General features: G+C 71.0%; 13 protein-coding genes. 5 read left to right on the top strand and 8 right to left on the bottom strand.

Going from position 1 to position 14,872, the window contains the following annotated elements; genetic code table 11:
* Nucleotides 1-161 precede the first annotated feature (161 nt).
* Both J2S55_RS24695 and J2S55_RS24690 read right to left on the bottom strand, forming a co-directional pair.
* A complete protein-coding gene (locus tag J2S55_RS24695; RefSeq protein WP_306865437.1) occupies nt 162-434 on the bottom strand; it encodes a type II toxin-antitoxin system PemK/MazF family toxin in 273 nt (90 codons plus the stop codon).
* Nucleotides 435-528: 94 nt separating this feature from the next.
* Complete coding sequence (locus J2S55_RS24690; RefSeq protein WP_306865435.1) at nt 529-1,218, bottom strand: hypothetical protein; 690 nt, start codon at nt 1,216-1,218, stop codon at nt 529-531.
* Between the two features lie 386 nt (nt 1,219-1,604).
* Between J2S55_RS24690 and J2S55_RS24685 the strand changes: the two genes are divergently transcribed.
* The 4 genes from J2S55_RS24685 (at nt 1,605) to J2S55_RS24670 (ending at nt 5,822) form a co-directional block, all read left to right on the top strand.
* A complete protein-coding gene (locus tag J2S55_RS24685) occupies nt 1,605-1,961 on the top strand; it encodes a nucleotide pyrophosphohydrolase (protein WP_306865433.1) in 357 nt (118 codons plus the stop codon).
* A 126-nt stretch (nt 1,962-2,087) separates the two neighbouring features.
* Nucleotides 2,088-4,001, top strand: coding sequence for a DUF2075 domain-containing protein (locus tag J2S55_RS24680; protein ID WP_306865431.1), 1,914 nt, complete (start codon nt 2,088-2,090; stop codon nt 3,999-4,001).
* A gap of 168 nt (nt 4,002-4,169) precedes the next feature.
* Nucleotides 4,170-5,135, top strand: a complete 966-nt coding sequence (locus J2S55_RS24675; protein ID WP_306865428.1) for a D-isomer specific 2-hydroxyacid dehydrogenase family protein — start codon at nt 4,170-4,172, stop codon at nt 5,133-5,135.
* Between the two features lie 267 nt (nt 5,136-5,402).
* Nucleotides 5,403-5,822 carry a PPOX class F420-dependent oxidoreductase gene (locus tag J2S55_RS24670; protein ID WP_306865425.1) on the top strand — a complete coding sequence of 140 codons (420 nt, stop codon included), beginning with the start codon at nt 5,403-5,405 and terminating at the stop codon, nt 5,820-5,822.
* Nucleotides 5,823-5,968: 146 nt separating this feature from the next.
* On the opposite strand, the gene J2S55_RS24665 is transcribed toward J2S55_RS24670, so the two are convergent.
* Nucleotides 5,969-6,823 (bottom strand): PHP domain-containing protein, encoded by an 855-nt coding sequence (locus J2S55_RS24665; RefSeq protein ID WP_306865422.1) that lies wholly within the window; start codon nt 6,821-6,823, stop codon nt 5,969-5,971.
* A 377-nt stretch (nt 6,824-7,200) separates the two neighbouring features.
* Here J2S55_RS24665 and J2S55_RS24660 point away from each other — a divergent pair, with 377 nt between their 5' ends.
* Nucleotides 7,201-7,836, top strand: coding sequence for an ATP-binding protein (locus J2S55_RS24660; protein ID WP_306865421.1), 636 nt, complete (start codon nt 7,201-7,203; stop codon nt 7,834-7,836).
* Nucleotides 7,837-7,896: 60 nt separating this feature from the next.
* On the opposite strand, the gene J2S55_RS24655 is transcribed toward J2S55_RS24660, so the two are convergent.
* The 5 genes from J2S55_RS24655 to J2S55_RS24635 all read right to left on the bottom strand — a co-directional run bounded on the left by J2S55_RS24655 (nt 7,897) and on the right by J2S55_RS24635 (nt 14,456).
* Entirely contained in the window at nt 7,897-9,072 is a 1,176-nt protein-coding gene (locus tag J2S55_RS24655) for a M20 metallopeptidase family protein (protein ID WP_306865419.1), read from the bottom strand.
* Nucleotides 9,069-10,367: an amidohydrolase family protein gene (locus tag J2S55_RS24650; protein WP_306865416.1), complete on the bottom strand. Its 1,299-nt coding sequence runs from the start codon at nt 10,365-10,367 to the stop codon at nt 9,069-9,071. Before J2S55_RS24650 ends, J2S55_RS24655 begins: the two co-directional genes overlap by 4 nt.
* A complete protein-coding gene (locus J2S55_RS24645; RefSeq protein WP_306865414.1) occupies nt 10,357-11,640 on the bottom strand; it encodes a glutamine synthetase family protein in 1,284 nt (427 codons plus the stop codon). Before J2S55_RS24645 ends, J2S55_RS24650 begins: the two co-directional genes overlap by 11 nt.
* A gap of 203 nt (nt 11,641-11,843) precedes the next feature.
* Complete coding sequence (locus tag J2S55_RS24640; protein ID WP_306865412.1) at nt 11,844-13,340, bottom strand: APC family permease; 1,497 nt, start codon at nt 13,338-13,340, stop codon at nt 11,844-11,846.
* 180 nt (nt 13,341-13,520) lie between these two features.
* Entirely contained in the window at nt 13,521-14,456 is a 936-nt protein-coding gene (locus J2S55_RS24635; protein WP_306865410.1) for a MurR/RpiR family transcriptional regulator, read from the bottom strand.
* Nucleotides 14,457-14,872 lie beyond the last annotated feature (416 nt).

Raw genomic sequence — 14,872 nt, 5'->3', positions numbered from 1 at the left:
GGCGCTACGCGATCTCGTTCTCCATCGTTTCGGACACCGAGGAGCTCCGGTCCATCCCGGCGAAGGTTCCGCCCTCCGCCACCCGGCGTTGATCCCCATCAGGTCAGAATCCGGCCGGGGTCGACGTCACAATCGACCCCTTGGGCATGGTCGTCACGCCCTCAGTCGGTGAGCCCCATGTAGGCGAACAGATTTTCCTCGATCAGCAAGACGACCTGGGCCGGTAACCGCCCCAAGTAGTCGCCGAGCTCCTCTTTGAGGAAGGGCTGGGCACATACCGTCCGCACCCAGCATTTGCTCGAGAGGTTGCCGAGTCCCTGGGCGAGCTTGACGCAGTATTCGGTCCTGAGCGTGGTGGCCGTCGACGTGGGAACGACGTACACCAGGGGCCAGGCGGCCTGCTCGTTCTTCGCGTCACCGCTGAGAACGATCACTGGCCGTTTCGGATGGAAGTTGCGCTGGCCGTTGGGGGCATCGCGAGGGACCGGTCGGACACCAGGTAGACGCCACCCTTGCGGATGGATCCCTTCACTGATCATCCATTATCTTCGCGTCGGCCCGCCTCAGACCGTCTCTTGTCTCCAGGAACTCCGCTCTGAGCGCGTCGCCGACCCCCGGGTCGTCCTCCTGCGGAGGCCGGACCCCGCGCCGCGATCGGAACCGTTCACGAAGGACCCTCGCCTGCTTACGGCGCCGCGCTCGGTTGAGATCGAGCAGTGCTCCCCGCTCGCCGCCGGCCCACGCCTCGACCATTGGGGCGGTCTCGTAGGAGAGGTCTTTCAGATCGATCGCGTTCTTGCCTCCGTGCAGGCGGACCACGTTCCGCACACACTCCATGTAGACCGGGTCGAGTGAATCCTCGATGTCAACGGTCAGGGAGAGCGCATGGATGTCAACGGTCAGGGAGAGCGCATGCGGGCCGTCCTCCGCGCTTCGCGTGTCGCGTCGCTCCACCAGTTCGCTCTCCACCACCCAGTCCTCGGCGCGGATGAGCGCGTGATCGTAGGGACCGTGATCGTCCCATCGCCAGGTAGCCCCGCTGAACTGGGTGCGCCCCGACTCGATGGCGTCCAGGTCGGCGAGATAGTCCAGGTCGGCGAGATAGAGGAGCTTCGCCAGCTTCGCCTTGGTGATCTCGACGTGCAGCTCGCGGGCCGCCTTCAGCACCGCGAGCACGGCGCCGGCCAGGGGATTGGGCGATTCGAGAGGTCTGCTCATCACGGCTCCTCCCCTGATCTGTCCCAATGCCACCGTACTCCTCACCGGTCGTTTCCAGATGTGATCATCAACGGCCTGCCGTCAACAGAGCGACGCCATCACGTGATGCCATAATCACAGTCAGCTATGACATTGTCAGGCGATCGGTGAGCATCGCCCCCAGTGGCCGTCAGGCCGGGCAACCGCGTCTCCTTCCCGCCCCTCCCCGACCCCCGCCCTGCCTGGTCTGACGGCAGACGGCAGACGGCAGACGGCAGACGGCAGCAACCTCTTGTCCGGTGCTGACGAGAACATGTGATCCCATTCGCCTTTCATCGTCGAAGTTGGACGGAGGGGCGGTAGGGCAGCGTTCGATCGGCATTTGATTCCCCTTGTAGCGTGCTTGCATGAGGGATCTTGAAGAGCTGGCCGACAGGCTGCGGCGGTTCGCGCAGGCGAGGGACTGGGAGCAGTTCCACACGCCGAAGAATCTCGCGATGGCGCTGGCAGGAGAGGTAGGCGAGCTGCTGGCGGAGCTCCAGTGGCTGACGCCCGAAGAGTCCTCCAACGTCATGGACGACCCGGAGTCGGCCGCGCGTCTCCGGTCCGAGGTCGCCGATGTCATGATCTATCTGTCCCGGCTCGCCGACGTATTGGGGATCGACCTCATCGACGCGGCTCACGCCAAGCTCGACCAGAGCGACAAACGCTATGCCGTTGAGACCTACCGGGGGTCTGCCAGAAAGGCACCACCACTCGTCTGATTTTTCCGGATGATCGCTGTAATGTGCCTGGCGTAATGATGCGGCCCGACGGGCTTCCGCTGATCGGCTGATCACGGATACGCCCCCATACCGCACGAGTCTCTCGTGCTGCCTGGGGGTAGGTCCGTGACGGCATTTCGGCACTCCGCCGAAAGTCTGGCCAAGCTGGCGACCGACGATTCGATCCCCGAAAGACGGCTCAGCGAGGCCATCGCCGAACACCTCAGAAGAACAGTGCGCACCAACCCCTCCCAGGCCGAGCGCAGGTCCTGGGACCGCAGCCTTCCCGTCCTCGCCCGCGACCTGGTCGATGCCGGGTTGGGCCATGTCGAGATGCTGGTCGAATACCAACTGCCGCTGACCAGCAAGCGCGCCGACGTCGTGCTCGCAGGGGTGGACCGCCGTACGGCGGCAGATGCCTACGTCGTCGTGGAACTGAAGCAGTGGAGCCAGGCCGAACTGTTCGAGAAAGATCCGAAGCTCGTGCTCGTCGAAGGCGCCCCGGGCGGCCCCAAGCTGCACCCCGCCCTTCAGGTCGAGGGCTACTGCGAATACATCGCCGACTTCGTCGGAGCTCTGGAGGGTCAGAGCGACGCGGTCAGAGGCGTGGCCTACCTCCACAACGCGGCCGACCTCGATGTCCAGGACCTCTACGCACGGGATCAGGGCGAGCGGAGCCGTCTGTTCACCAAGACCCGGCGCGGCGCCTTTCTCACCTACCTTCGCGATCAGTTCGCTCCCGAGTCCGGTGCTGACGCGGCCGACCGACTGCTCAGCAGTTCCGTACGTCCTTCCAAGCAGCTACTCAAACTGGCCGCCCAGGAGATCAAGGACCGGGAGCAGTTCGTCCTTCTGGCGGAGCAGCGGCTCGCGTATGAGATCGTCCTGAACGCCGTGGACAGAGCCCGCAGAGCGGACACGAAGGAAGTGGTCATCGTCACCGGCGGCCCCGGAAGCGGCAAGAGCGTCATCGCACTGTCGCTCCTCGGTGAGTTGTCGAGACAGGGCCGCTCAGTGCTGCACGCCACCGGGTCACGGTCATTCACCGAGACGATGCGCCGCGTCGCCGGGAAGGGCTCCTCCAAGACCAAGAACCTCTTCAAATACTTCAACAACTTCATGCAGGTAGAGCGCAATGGTCTTGAAGCTCTCATCTGCGACGAAGCGCATCGGATCCGTGAGACCTCGGAGAACCGGTACACCCCGGCGCGGCTCCGCAGCGGCCGCTTTCAGGTGGACGAGTTGATCGAGGCGGCAAGGGTTCCCGTCTTCTTCCTGGATGAGCATCAGGTTGTACGGCCGGGCGAGATGGGCACCGTCGCGGAGATCAGGAGTCATGCGACGGCTCAGGGGTTGCGGGTCCGCGAGATATCACTCGACGAGCAGTTCCGATGTGGGGGCAGCCGCGCGTACGAGGAGTGGGTGCTGCGGCTCCTCGGTCTGAAAGGCGACCGTCCCGAGTCATGGCTCGGAGACGACCACTTCGCGGTTTCACTGGCCGATTCACCGCAGGAACTCGAGGCTCTCCTACGTTGGAGACTGGATGGAGGCTACTCCGCGCGCATGACAGCCGGCTTCTGCTGGAAGTGGAGCGATCCGCTTGACGACGACACGCTCGTACATGACGTCCAGATCGACGACTGGTCACGCCCTTGGAACGTCAAAGGCGACCGAGCCGTCGGCGACGCTCCGGCGAGCGCGCTGTGGGCCACCATGGAGGGCGGTTTCGGGCAGGTTGGCTGCGTCTACACCGCGCAAGGCTTCGAATACGACTGGAACGGCGTGATCATCGGCCCGGACCTGCTCTTCCGTGACGGCGAACTCGTCACCGTCCGGAAGGCCAGCAAGGATCCGGCGCTCACGAAGCGTGGAGTAACGGATGAGCAGGCCGATCGGCTGATCCGCAACACCTACAAAGTGCTTCTCACGCGAGGAATGGTCGGGACCGCCGTCTACTCGGTGGACCCGGAGACCCAGAAGTTCCTTGAAGGTCTCGTTGAAAGCAGAACCGAGACCAGCAGACGATCAGGACCAGCCTGACCGCCGTCTCTCAGACGCGCCCTCCGGCCCGCGGTAGGGGCGCTCCGGCTCCGGCCGGACGTCGACACCGACGGCGGTGGGGCAAGGGTTGTGGCTGACCCCGATCCGGCCGGCAGCGGCGCACCCTGGTCAAAGGCAGGTCAACGGGGCGCGGCAGAATGTGGGCCCGTGGAAGCCCGCATCGCGATCGCCCCGTCCGCGGAGATGGGGGCGGCCTATGGCCGTGCCAACTCTCCTGACCTCGACCTGTTGCGCTCCAACATCGAGAAGGCCGTGTCGGCCGGTGGGGGCGTCAACGTGCCGCCGGCGGAGGCCGAGGGGCTGGTCTGGCTTGTCCCCGGGGAGCCGGAGGAGCTGCGGGCGGCCCTGGACGGGCATCCCGGGATCAGGTGGGTGCAGTTCCCCTGGGCGGGGGTGGAGAAGTTCGCGGTGTCCGGGATCTTCGACCGGCCGGTGGTCTTCACCTGTGCCAAGGGGTCGTTCGCCGGGCAGGTCAGCGAGCACGCGCTCATGTTGACGCTGGCCTGCCTGCGCAGTGTCGTACGGCAGGCGCGGACGCCGCACTGGTCGGCGGTCGATCCCCGGTCCCTGCACGGCCGGCGGGTGACGATCCTCGGCGGCGGCGGCATAGCCACCGAGCTGGTCCGTCTCCTGCAGCCGTTCGACTGCCGGATCCGGGTGCTCCGCCGCCGGCCCGAGAAGGTCGAGGGCGCCGGGGAGACGCTGCCGCCCACGGCGCTGCACGCCGTACTCCCCGGGACCGACGTCCTGGTGCTGGCCCTCGCCCTGACCCCGGAGACACGGCATGTCATCGGCGCCGCCGAGCTGGCGCTGCTGCCGGCGGACGCCGTCGTGGTCAACGTCGCACGCGGCGCGCACATCGACACGGACGCGCTGGCCGGAGCCCTCCGGGACGGGACGATCTCGGCCGCCGGCCTGGACGTGACGGACCCCGAGCCGCTCCCCGAGGGGCACCCCCTGTGGAGCGACCCAAGGGCCCTGATCACCTCGCACTGCGCGGACTCCGCCGAGTACGTCATGCGGATGCTCTGCGAGCGGGTCGAACGGAACGTGCGCCGCCTGCGGGAGGGCCTTCCGCTGGAAGGAGTGATCGACCCCGCCACGGGTTACTGACCGCCTCGCCGGACGGCTGTCCTGCCGGACGACCGCCCTGCCCGACGACTGTCCTGCCGGACGGCCACCGCACCAGACGACCTCCCTGCCGGACGATCGTCCTGCTGAACGACCGCGCGGTCGGGCCGGCGTTCGGCCGTGGGACGGACGGCGTGCGGAGGGGCGCGGGGGCAGGCGCCATCCGGGGTGTGACACCGTGGACGTATATCTCATGAACCGCATGCGCCTCCTCCACCGCAGGGGACGCCGATACGGAGTGGAGAGACCATGTCGAACCCGCCGCTTCCCGAGGAAGCCGTAGCCATGCTGAAGAGGCCGAATCCCGCCGTCATCGCGACGCTCCGGTCCGACGGCCAGCCGGTCTCCACGGCCACCTGGTATCTCTGGGACGACGGCCGGATTCTGGTCAACATGGACAAGGGCCGCAAGCGGTTGGACCACATACGCAACGATCCCCGGGTCACCCTCACCGTGCTCGACGAGGACAACTGGTACACACACCTCAGCATCATCGGGCACGTCGCCGAAATACGTGACGACACGGATCTGGCCGACATCGACCGGCTGGCCCAGGAGTACCTGGGGAAGGAGTATCCGCGGCGGGACCGCGACCGGGTCAGCGCCTGGATCGAGATCGACCGCTGGCACGGCTGGGGCACGCTCAAGGACAACAGCCAGCCCGGCTGAGGCCCGTTCCCGCCGGGACGTCAGTGGTCGAGGTGACCGGCGGTCCCTCTCACGCTCCGACGATGGATGACGATGGATACGGCGCCCGTCGCGGTGGCGGCCGTCCCCGCCGGGACGTCGGTGGTCGAGGTGACCGGCGGTCCGCCTCACGCTCCGACGATGGGTGCGGTGCCCGTCGCGGTGGCGGCCATCTCCTGGTAGACGGACGGGTCGGTGGTGAAGGCGCCGAGCGGGGTGGTCTTGTTGGTGCCGTGGTAGTCGCTGGAACCGGTGATCCACAGATCCAGGTCGCGGGCGAGCGAGCGCGCGTGCGCGCGCTCGGCCGCCGGGTGGTCCGGGTGGTCGGCCTCGATGCCCCACAGGCCCGCCGCCGCGAGTTCGGCGACCAGCGCGTCGGGCACGACGTGGCCCCGGACGCCCGCGCGCGGGTGTGCCAGCACCGAGACGCCGCCCGCCTCGTTCACCAGGCGGAGCGCGGTGAAGACGTCGATGTCGTCCTTGGCCAGGCGGTAGCGGTGGCCCAGCCACTGCGGGCCGAAAGCCTCGTCCACGGTCGCGACGAGGCCGCGCCGGACGAGCGCCTGGGCGAGGTGCGGGCGTCCCACCGTGCCGCCGGCCGCGTACGCGTTCACCTCGGGGACCGTGACGTCGATGCCGTCGGCGTTCAGCAGCGCCACGGTCTTCTCCATCCGCCGCTCGCGGGACCGGCGCACCCGGGCCAGCTCCGCGGCCAGCGGCCCGTGTCCGGGATCGAACAGGTAGGCCAGCAGGTGCAGCCCCACCGTCGGCCCGCCGCCGTACCACCGGCCCGACAGCTCGGCGCCGCGCACCAGCGTCAGCCCCGCGGGCAGCGCGGCCGCGGCGGCCTCCCATCCGGCGGTCGTGTCGTGATCTGTGAGCGCCACCACGCCCAGCCCGGCCGCGGCGGCCTCCCTCATCAGGTCCTCGGGGGAGTCCGTGCCGTCGCTGGCGGTGGAGTGGGTGTGCAGGTCGATCCGCATGCCGCCAGCCTCTCAGCAATCCGGCCGGCCCGGGGCCGAGGCTCAGCCGGACGGGGCACGTGGACGGGGCACGTGGTGGGCAGGACATGGGGTGGACAGGGCATGTGAGCGGGGCACATGGCGGGCAGGGCATGTGGGCGGGACGTCCGCGGTGCCCCGACGGTGAGGGGGCCGAGGCCGGCACGCACACCCGCACGTTCCGGCTCGACTGGGCATACCCCCGGTACCCGGCTCATGAGGCATGAACGATCCGCGTACCCGATCCATATCGGCGGCGAACATCCTGTTTAGGGCTATTTATCAGTAACCGCGATGATTTTACAAAGATTTGTACGGCCTGCGGGCATGGTCAGACGGATCGCGGGGACGGTGACGCGATGACATCGGAACTGCTGGGGCACGTAGCGCTCCCCGGGGACGTCGCGTCCGTCCCGCAGGCCCGGCTGTACGTCCGCGATCTGCTCGGAGCCATCGACCACGACCGGCTGGACGACGCGCTCCTCCTCGTCACCGAACTGGTGACCAACTCGGTGCGGCACTCCGACTCCGGACGCCACCCCAACGGACAGGTGACGGTGATCGTCACCAACCGCGCCGAGACGATCCAGGTCGACGTGACCGACCAGGGATCGGCCAGCCACACGCCCCATGTCCACACGGATGTGGACTGCGACAGCGGCGGGATGCGGGGGCTGTGGCTGGTGCAGCAGTTGGCCTCGGCGTGGGGGTGGCACGACGCCCCGGCCGGACGCGTGGTCTGGTTCCGGATGGCCAAGCAGCCGTCGGAGCGCCCGGGGCCGGCGGCTCATGGAAGCTCCCCCGCCGGTCCCGGCGCGCCGATCCCGGGCCTCCCCGATCACGGCACACCCGTCCCGGGCCTCCCCGATCACGGCACACCGGTCCCCGATCTCCCCGATCACGGCACACCCGTCCCGGATCTCCCCGACAACGGCGCACCGGTCATGGCTCTCTCCGATCACGGCGCGCCGATCATGGACTCCGCAGACCGTTGATCTGTCCCGCGCGGCCGTCCGGGATCTCGGCTGATCTGTCCCGCCCGGCCGTCCGGGATCTCAGCGGCCGTCGGCGCCGATCACGCGTGCGGCGGCGAGGTAGGCGGCGAGCAGGCTCTCGGCGACCGCCGTCACGGTCTCGTCCCCCGGCAGGAATCCCGGACTGTGCAGGCCCGACGAGGTGTCGGTGCCGACGAACATCATCAGCGACGGCACGGCCGCGGCGAAGTAGGCGAAGTCGTCGGCTCCGCAGGAGCGCAGGACGGCGGGCGCGTGGTGAGCGCCGCCCGGGACGAGTGCGAGGAGGCGGGCGGTCTCCTCGGCGAGGCGGGCGTCGTTGACGAGCACCGGCTCCCCGCGTGCGATGAGCACCTCCGCCTCGCAGCCGTGCGCACGGGCGACCCCGTCGGCGATCACGCGGAACCGGTCGTGGAGCTGCTCACGCCAGACCTCCGACATCGTCCGGAGGGTGCCCCGGGCGACGGCGTCCGCCGGGGTGGCGTTGGGGGCGGTGCCGGCCGTGACCGTCCCGAAGGTGACCACGGTCGGCGTCATCGGATCGGAGTCGCGGCTGACGAGCTGCTGCGCGGCCACGATGATCTGGGCGAGCGCCAGGACCGGGTCGCGGGAGAGCTGCGGGTAGGCCGCGTGCCCGCCCTGGCCCCGCACGATCAGCGTGAACTCGTCGGCGGAGGCGTTGACCGCGCCGGGCGTGCAGGCCGTCTCGCCGGCGGCGAGCACCGGCTGGACGTGCGCGGCGACCATCGCGCCGATCCGGTGCCGGTCGAGCGCGCCGGACTCGACGATGTCGAGGGCTCCGGAGGGATAGGTCTCCTCACGCGGCTGCAGCACCGCGACCATCGGCGCGGGCGCTCCCACGCGGTCGACCGCCCTGGCCAGCGCGGCCAGCGCGGCGAGGTGGACGTCGTGGCCGCAGGCGTGCATGGCGCCGTTGCGCGCGGCCCAGGGGACGCCCGTCTCCTCCACGATCGGGAGGGCGTCCAGCTCGCCGCGGACCCCGACGGCCGGGCCGTCGCCGCCGATGCGGACCAGCGCGCCGGTCTCGGCCACCCGCTCCAGCCCGGTGCCTGCGGGCAGCGCGTCCAGCACGCGTTTGAGCGTCGGCTCCTCCAGGCCGGACACGTACGGCTCGGCGTGCAGCTCCCGCCGCAGCTCGCAGGCGTCGGGCAGCTCGGCGTGGAGCGCGGCACGGAGCCGCTCGTGAATGCCGCTCACGCGTCCTCCCCCAGGCCGTAGACGCGCCGGGCGTTCTGGGAGCCGATCATCGTGGCGACCCGTACCGCCTGCTCCCGGCTCCACTCGCCGTCGGCGACGAAGTCCGACAGGACGCGGGTCATCGCGCGCCGCCAGAGCAGGGCGCCCAGGTGGTGAAGCTCGGCGGGCCCCCAGGCGTCCGAGGAGAAAAGGATCTTGGCGAACGGGGCCAGCTCCAGGCTCTCGGCCACGACGGCCACGCTGCGCGCCCCGGTGTAGTTCACTCCCAGGCCGACGTCGAAGTAGACGTACGGGTAGACCTGGGCGAGGTAGCCGGCGTTGCGGTGGAACGGGTAGCAGTGCAGCAGGAGCAGCGGGACGCCCGAGGGCTCGGCCAGCTCGATGAGCCCGCGCAGCAGCAGCGGGTCGGAGCGGTGGAGGTCGACGTCGGGATCGCCGTACCCGATGTGGAACTGCAGCGGCAGGCCACGCTCGATGCCCTTCCAGATGAGGTGGCGCAGCAGCACCGGGTCGTCGACACGGATCCGCCCGGTCCGCTCGGCCGTCCGCAGCCAGCGGCCGGCCGCCGCCGTCACCTCGCCGGAGGTGGGCGGGCTGGGGTCGAAGTCGAGCCCGTGGCGGTAGGCGACGATCGTCTTCAGCCCGCGCGCCGTACGGCTGCGCTCCCAGAGGGCCGTCTCGAAGGCGGCGGCGAAGCCGGCCGCGTCGGTCCCGTCGGCGACCACCCGTTCGGCGACCGCCTCCAGCCGGACGACCTCGTCGGCGGGCCTGCCGGTGACGGCGGCCATCCGCGCCGGGTCGAGGATCTCGTCCCCGCGGTAGCCGGTCTCCACCAGGAAGTGGCCGATCCCGCTGGCGGCGAGCAGGCGCCTGTTGACCTCCTCGGTCCCGAGTTCGGTACGGCGGGCGAGGTAGGCCTCGGGGTCGGGGTGCGGGTCGAGGCCGAGCACGGGCGCGCAGTGCCGCAGGACGGCGAACCCGATCTGGGAGTCGAACTGGGTCATCCAGGCGGGCACCGGCCGGTCGGACTCGGTGATCAGCTCCTCGAACTCCCGCCGCGACACGTCACCGGCCAGGGCGCCGTGCACGTGGTGGTCCACCAGCGGGATCGCCTCGATGACCTCCTCCAGGGAACCGGCCCGCCCCACGGTGCCGGCCCGCTCCGGGGGCCCGGCATGGCCCACGGCGCCGGCCCGCTCCGGGGGACCCGGCCGCTCCGGGGACCCGGCCGGCCCCACGGCCCCGGCGCGCGCCAGCGGGTTGAAGGACTCGGGGGTGAGGGACTCAGTGGACATCGGCGATCCTCCGGCAGCGCTCGGTGTCGTCCTGCCCGGTCAGGGCGGCCAGCTCGGCCCGCTTGACCGCGAGGTAGGTGGTCAGCAGGTCGGGGGCGAAGAAACCGCTCACGACGTCGTCCTTCTCCAGCTCGTTCAGCGCCTCCTCCTGCGTCCGCGGGAGCGGCGGCACTCCGGAGAGCTCCTCCTCGGTGGCGGTCTCCGGCCAGACGACGGGCTCGGGGTATCCACGCCTGATCCCCTCCAGCCCGGCCCGGAGCAGGACGCCGAGCGCGAGCCAGGGGTTGGCGGTGGCGTCCGCGGCCCGGTATTCGAGGTTGTGCTGGGCTCCGGCGTCCGGCCCGGTCCCCGGGCAGATGCGGAGCATGGCCTCCCGGTTGCGCTCGGCGAGGAAGGCCCCGCCCGCGCTCCACCGGTGCGGGGTCAGCCGCAGGAACGACACCGGGCTCGCGGCCGTCACGGCCGTCAGCGCGGGGGCGTGGCGGATGATCCCGGCGGACAGGCGCGTCCCCAGTTCCGACAGCCCGCCCGGCCGGGACGGGTCGTAGAGGACGGGGTCGCCGTCGGCGTCGCGGAACGACAGGTGGATGTGCACGCCGTTCCCGCTGCCCGCCGGGTCGGGGAGCGGGGCGAAGCAGGCGCGGAGCCCGCGCCGCCGGGCGAGGTCGCGGACGAGCTCGCGCAGCAGCACCGCCCGGTCGGCGGCGACGAGGCCCTCCGCCGGGCTGAGCGTGATCTCGTGCTGCGCCTCGCCGTACTCCGGCAGCCAGGTCTCGGGGGCGAGGCCGGCCTGCTCCAGGAGCGTCACCAGGTCGGAGCCGAACGGCTCGGCGGTGCGGTACCTCTCGAAGGAGAACGGCGGCGAGGGCGGCAGGCCGGCCAGCGTGAACTCGTGCTCGAACGAGGCGATCACGGTGACGCCGAGCTCGGCGCGGAACTCCTCGACGGCCGCGGCGAGGAACCCGCGGGGGCAGCACTCCCAGGGCGTGCCGTCGGGCAGCGTCTGGTCGGCGAGATACAGCCGCGTGCCGGGCAGATCGCCGTCGGCGGGGATGTCGACGCGGGTGGCGGGGTCGGGCATGAGCCGCAGGTCGCCCGCGGAGCCGAACACGTTGTCGGCGATCGATCCGAAACCGGTGATGGCCAGGTCTGCGGGGACCCAGCCGGTCCCGCTCCGCAGCAACGCCTCCTCGCGGGAGGCGGGTACGGCGCGCCCGCGGAACTGCGCGGCCAGGTCGCAGGTCGCGGCGTAGACGGTGGGTGCTGCGGTCATGGCGGGTCGTCGCTCCTGGTGCTGTCGCTGTGGTTGTCGGGCCTGTTCCCGGCCTGGTCCGCCGGCCCCTTCGCGGGCCTGTTCCCGGCCTGGTCCGCCGGCCCGTTCGCGGGCCTGTTCCCGGCCTGGTCCGCCGGCCCCTTCATCGGCCTGTCCGCCGATCTGCTGCCGGAACCGCTCCCGGGACAGGGACGGGGAGGGCGTCATGGCCGGGCCGCCTTCTCAGGGGCCTCGGGGGCCTCGGGGGCCTCGGGAACAGGGCTCTGGGACCCGTCGGCGGGACCGTCGGCCTGGGTCAGCTCGGCGGTCAGCCGCTCACCGATCCGGCGGGCCAGCTTCGGCGCGGCGAGCACGGCCGCCATGCCCGCCAGGCACCAGGCGGCGGCGATCCACGGGAAGTAGCTGAGCGGGCTGTCCTGTCCCACTGACTGGTTGTAGAAGACGAAGCACAGGTAGGCGATGGCGAGCACCGGGATCACGATCTCGTGCCGGGGGATCTTCCCGCGCCCGGAGAGGATAAACGCGATCACACCTGCCCCGGCGACCGCGTAGGCCACCAGCAGGCACAGCACGCCGAGCGTGGCGAACCAGTAGTAGGCGTCGAAGGCGTGCACCCCGGTGAGGTCGAGGATCACGTCACCGGCCACGGCGAGGACCAGCGCGGCGACCAGCGCGACGGTGGGGGAGCCGGTGCGCCGGTCGGTGCGGGCCAGGGCACCGGGACCGAAGCCGTCACGGGCCAGGGCGAACATGAGCCGGCTGGCCGCCGCGGTCGAGCTGATCGAGGCCGCGAACGCCGACGCCACCGCGGTGAAGGCGATGACCAGCGAGAACCATGTGCCGATGTAGGTCTGCGCCAGCGCCGACAGGGAGGACTCGGACCCGGAGAAGGCGGCTACCCCCTTGTCGTCGGTGCCGAAGCCGACGGTCTGGGCGAACATCACGAAGACGTACAGGCCGCCGGTGAGCAGCACGCTCCCGGCCAGGGCGCGCGGGACGTTGCGGCGCGGGTCGGTGGTCTCCTCGCCCAGCGACGCGCACGCCTCGAAGCCCGCCCACGACAGGAACGCGAACACCGTGGCGGTCATCACCGCGCTCATCGTGGTGCCGCCCAGCCCGAACACCGACAGGTCGAGCGTCTGCCCGCCGGGCGCGTGCCCGGCCCCGGTGCGGATGACGATGATGGCGCTGAGCACCAGCATGCCGACGATGCCGACGCCCTCGACGATCAGCAGGGTCCGCGCGGTGATGCGGGACTCACGGGAGTTGACGGCCCAGACGCCGACGGCCGCGACCGCGGCCACGACGGACCACGGGATGTGCAGGGACAGGCCCAGGGCGGTGGTGAACGCCTCGGCGAACACCGCGGTCGCCGCCAGCGTGCACACGGCGAAGAAGATGTAGGTCCCCAGCAGCGCGAACCCGCCGAAGAACCCGGCCCGGGGGCCGAGGGTGACCCCGGCCAGGGCGTAGACCGATCCGGCGTGGTTGAAGTGCCGCGTCAGCCGTACGAACCCGTAGGCGACCAGCGCGACCCCGACCAGGCCCAGCACGAAGACCAGAGGTACGGCCTTGCCGACCGTGGCCGCCACACCGGCGCCGTTCAGGGCCATGGCGAGGGTGGGGCCCATGAGCCCGACGGACAGGGCGAGCGCCTCCCAGAGGCGGAGCTTGCGAGGCGGACGCAGTTCTTCGGTCACGGCACCTCCTGATGGTGACGGCAGCGCCGGCGGCGGTCGCGGCCGGCACTTGACGATGAAACATAGCTTTCACGAAGACCATCAACAAGAATCCATGAAAGATTTGTTACATCTCCGTCGCCGGAGGCACCCGGCCGGAGGCGGCGCACGGCCGGAGGCAGCCCCTGCGGGAGGCGGCGTTCACTCGACGGTGACGTCACCCACGATCTCCTCGCACTGCCGCAGCCGCTCCTCCCCCTCCTTCCCGAGCCGGGCCATCACTCCGGCGACCACCGTCTCCACCAGCGCGAGCGCCGGGACGAGGCTGTCGAACGGGCTCGGCGCCTCGACCCGGACCGGGATCACGAGGTCGGCGGCCTCCGCGGCGGGAGACAGCCACGGGTCGGTGAAGAGCACCACCTTGGCCCCCCGGTCGTGCACGCGGCGGGTGAACTCGACGACGTCGCGCTGGTAGCGCCGGTAGTCGAACACCACGACGACGTCACGCCGCCCGACGTCCACGGAGAACGCGGCCAGGCTCTCGGGCCGCGGGTCGAGCACGCGGGTGCCGGGCCGCAGCAGCCGCAGGTGCAGGTCGAGATACTCGGCGAGGATGTGCGAGAACCGCCCGCCGATCAGCGCGATCCGGCGGGCCGGGTCGGCCAGCAGGTCGAGCACGGCCTCCACCTCGGGGTCCGACAGCGCCGCGAACGACTCGTCCAGCCGCTGCCGGAAGATCGCTCCGGCCGACACCCGCAGGGAATCCGGGGCCACCCCGTCGCCGAGCTGCTGGGCGAGCGTGAGCGGCGAGGCCCGCCGCGCCTCGATCTCGTCCCGGAGAGCCTGCTGGAACGCCCGGTATCCGGCGAAACCGAGCCGGGCGACGAAGCGGACCACGGTCGGCGCGCTCACCCCCGCCCGCTCGGCCAGCCGCGCCGCGGTCTCCAGCCCGGCCGTGGGGTAGCTCGCCAGCAGGGTCCGGGCGACCAGCCGCTCCCCCGCCGAGGCGCCCTCCAGGCTGCGCCGGACCCGCTCGGCGACGGACACGAAGATCTCCGCCCCGTCCCCGGACGCGCCGCCCGGCTCCGCGCCGGCCACGCCGCCCCGGTCCGTGCCGCCCCGGTCCGCGCCGGCCACACCGCCCGGTCCTTTCCCTGGCGTACCGCCTCCGTCCGGCCCCTTCCCCGGCGTGCCGCCTCCGCCCGGCCCTCTCCCGGACGCCGCCCCTCGCGCCGTCCTCCCGCTCTCACCGGTCATCGGAACACCTCTCGGCCGTTTCGCGTCGTCCAGTCCCTCATTCTGGCCGGTCAGCGGAGGCGGGCAGGCACGCCGATCACAAGCGGGCGCGACCGGGCGCGCGCTGCCGGCCGGGCAGCCGCCCGGCACGTCGGCCGGACGGAACACCGGGCAGCGGACGGAACACCGGGCGGCGGACGTGCCCGGCACCACCACCGGCCATCACACCCGCTACATGGACATCCGGTATGAAGCGCCAGAGGGCCACTCCAGGGCTGCTATCTGCGGCTTTTCCGGCAAAATGCCCATACCGCGAA

This window comes from Streptosporangium brasiliense (assembly GCF_030811595.1).
Lineage (GTDB): Bacteria > Actinomycetota > Actinomycetes > Streptosporangiales > Streptosporangiaceae > Streptosporangium > Streptosporangium brasiliense.
Note: the sequence above shows the minus strand (reverse complement) of the source record. Positions and strands in the feature narration are given on the sequence as shown.

What these genes read in the sequence shown, in the direction of transcription:
- J2S55_RS24690 (WP_306865435.1), bottom strand. Translation starts at nt 1,218, where the DNA reads ATGAGCAGACCTCTCGAATCGCCCAATCCCCTGGCCGGCGCCGTGCTC.
- J2S55_RS24685 (WP_306865433.1), top strand. Translation starts at nt 1,605, where the DNA reads ATGAGGGATCTTGAAGAGCTGGCCGACAGGCTGCGGCGGTTCGCGCAG.
- J2S55_RS24670 (WP_306865425.1), top strand. Translation starts at nt 5,403, where the DNA reads ATGTCGAACCCGCCGCTTCCCGAGGAAGCCGTAGCCATGCTGAAGAGG.
- J2S55_RS24665 (WP_306865422.1), bottom strand. Translation starts at nt 6,823, where the DNA reads ATGCGGATCGACCTGCACACCCACTCCACCGCCAGCGACGGCACGGAC.
- J2S55_RS24660 (WP_306865421.1), top strand. Translation starts at nt 7,201, where the DNA reads ATGACATCGGAACTGCTGGGGCACGTAGCGCTCCCCGGGGACGTCGCG.
- J2S55_RS24650 (WP_306865416.1), bottom strand. Translation starts at nt 10,367, where the DNA reads ATGTCCACTGAGTCCCTCACCCCCGAGTCCTTCAACCCGCTGGCGCGC.
- J2S55_RS24645 (WP_306865414.1), bottom strand. Translation starts at nt 11,640, where the DNA reads ATGACCGCAGCACCCACCGTCTACGCCGCGACCTGCGACCTGGCCGCG.